At 35.0% G+C, this 2,218-nt stretch carries 2 protein-coding genes; both read right to left on the bottom strand.

Annotation, left to right across the window (positions count from 1 at the left end):
* Window positions 1-1,862, bottom strand: a 1,862-nt coding sequence (locus BM157_RS12795) for a C1 family peptidase (RefSeq protein ID WP_090141458.1), incomplete at its 3' end; no start/stop codon positions are given.
* Window positions 1,863-2,032: 170 nt separating this feature from the next.
* Window positions 2,033-2,218 (bottom strand): hypothetical protein (locus BM157_RS12790; protein ID WP_318256007.1); only part of this gene is annotated, 186 nt, incomplete at its 5' end.

The following is a 2,218-nucleotide window of genomic DNA, read 5'->3' as shown; positions in this document are numbered from 1 at the left end:
GCATAACTTACAAAACCGGTATATGTCTTATCCGCCTGTCCATTAGTAAAATATGTAAGCGTTCCATTAACATCTCTTAAACCAGTGTATGTATCTTTCTGCTTTACTGTTACTGTGCAGCTCGCACTCTTTCCATTGCTGCTGGTAGCTGTGATTACTGCTGTTCCTGCTTTTTTTGCTGTCACTTTTCCTGCACTATCTACTGATGCCACAGCTGTATTACTACTACTCCACTTTACTGTCTTATCTAATGTTGTATTAGAAGGACTAATTGTTGCTGTTAATGTCGCACTTTCCCCTTCTGTTAATGACATAGTATCCTTATTAACATGTATACTTTCAATAGGCACATTAGTATCAGCTTCTTTAGCATTAGATGTAAATGCTTTTATACAAAAATTATTAGGAGAGTATTTATATACATTTCCTTCTTTATAAAAACTCTTTCCATCAAACTGACTAACTCTCCTGTCCCATATTATAGTTTCGAGTTTTTCTCCTGTAGCCATACTTGTAGCATCTTCTCTATCAAGCGCTGCCTTATCTGTCGTTACAACAACTGAATATGTTGTTCCCGGAGCAAGCTTAATTGAATTACTCAACTCTATTGTATATATACCAGCATATTGTGTATAACCAGTAGTCGTTGCTGTAACCTGTTTAGTTCCACTAAGTGGATTATTAAGATTGGTCAGATTAGTATAAATATCAACAGTATATTTTACATCTGCTGCCTGTGACATTGATACAGATACAGCCTTTAATACTTCATAATCAATTCCAGATTTTTTCTGTGTTGTAAATACATTAGCTCCAGATAATACATTAGATGATCTATAAGTCTCAATACCTCCATCCAGCTGATAATTATTGTCAAAGCCATCATTTGCAACAAAATCAAATACCCATGCTGTATTCTCTAAAGAAAACGTATCATATGACATCCAGAAATAATCACAGTAAGAACCCCAGCTATTCCTTATAAGCCATGCTCCATCATTCGAAGGTTTAAGTCCCTCGAAATTATCTTTGGAAAAATTGTCATTCCATCCAACTATCATAACAGCATGACCACCACCTGCCCGAGCTGTGTCATAATAAGTATAACAGTCACTCTTTCTACTCCATGACATATTATAATCTGAATGATAATACATAACACCTACAGCACCATGCTCCATAATTGCTTCTTTAACACCTGATGTATTCTCTTTAATATTAATCTGATATACATTGTGAAGGTGGGCATCTTTATAACTATATGCGAACTCACCACTAAGCCCTTGTTTAATTGTGTCGTTCGCTTTGCTGTAAGGAACTGTATTCTCTGTTGCTCCTATCCATTGAGCCAGTCTTCTTGATGAATACTGATAATTGCCGCCTCTATTAAGATATGAATAATCTGAATTTTCATTATAATATTTAGCTGTATCCCCCACTGTTCCACCAAGTGGGTCAGTTACAGAATTGTATGTATAATATGCCAATGCCAATTCGCTTAAATCTATATTCTTATCAGCTGCTCCATCATTAATCAGATCGAATTCTGCAAGTCCCAGACTTGAGAATGCCCAACAAGTTCCATATGGATTCTGATTACGATTGTCAGGATATTTGCTTTTAATATCTTCAACACTTGACGGATAGCTAGCAGGCAATTCGCTTAACGTTCTTGCCATACCATAGTCTTCATATACAGGAGTATTGCCATCAAGTTCACTTGCTACATACCCTGGAACAAATTGGAATTTCTCCACTGATGAACTATTATTATCATCTCCAGCTGCCCAGGATGTATAACTAAATGAGCTTATGGCAAGTACAGTACCCAATACCACTGCTAATAGTTTCTTAATTCTCATACTTATACCTCGTTTTCTTCTGTTTTTCACCTAACTTGAATAACTTTCATTAAATATATCGACTTGTATACACACTTTCATAACACACATTGATTAATTAAATCTCATAAAAATAAGGTTAACAATCAACTGTCAACCTTATTTATTATATAAAATACAATATATTATAATTATGCTCTATATGCCCAGCCATTTATAATATTATATCTTACACCATTGTATACATATGAGCCATTTTTTGAGAAATCTACTTTTCCATTCTCAATATAGAATTCTCCATTCTCATTACTGGCTACTCCTGTAAAGTCAAAATTCACTTTACCGCCTTCTATTCGCCACCAGCCGAATTCATTCTC

The sequence above is a fragment of the [Lactobacillus] rogosae genome (assembly GCA_900112995.1).
GTDB classification, from domain to species: domain Bacteria; phylum Bacillota; class Clostridia; order Lachnospirales; family Lachnospiraceae; genus Lachnospira; species Lachnospira rogosae.
Note: the sequence above shows the minus strand (reverse complement) of the source record. Positions and strands in the feature narration are given on the sequence as shown.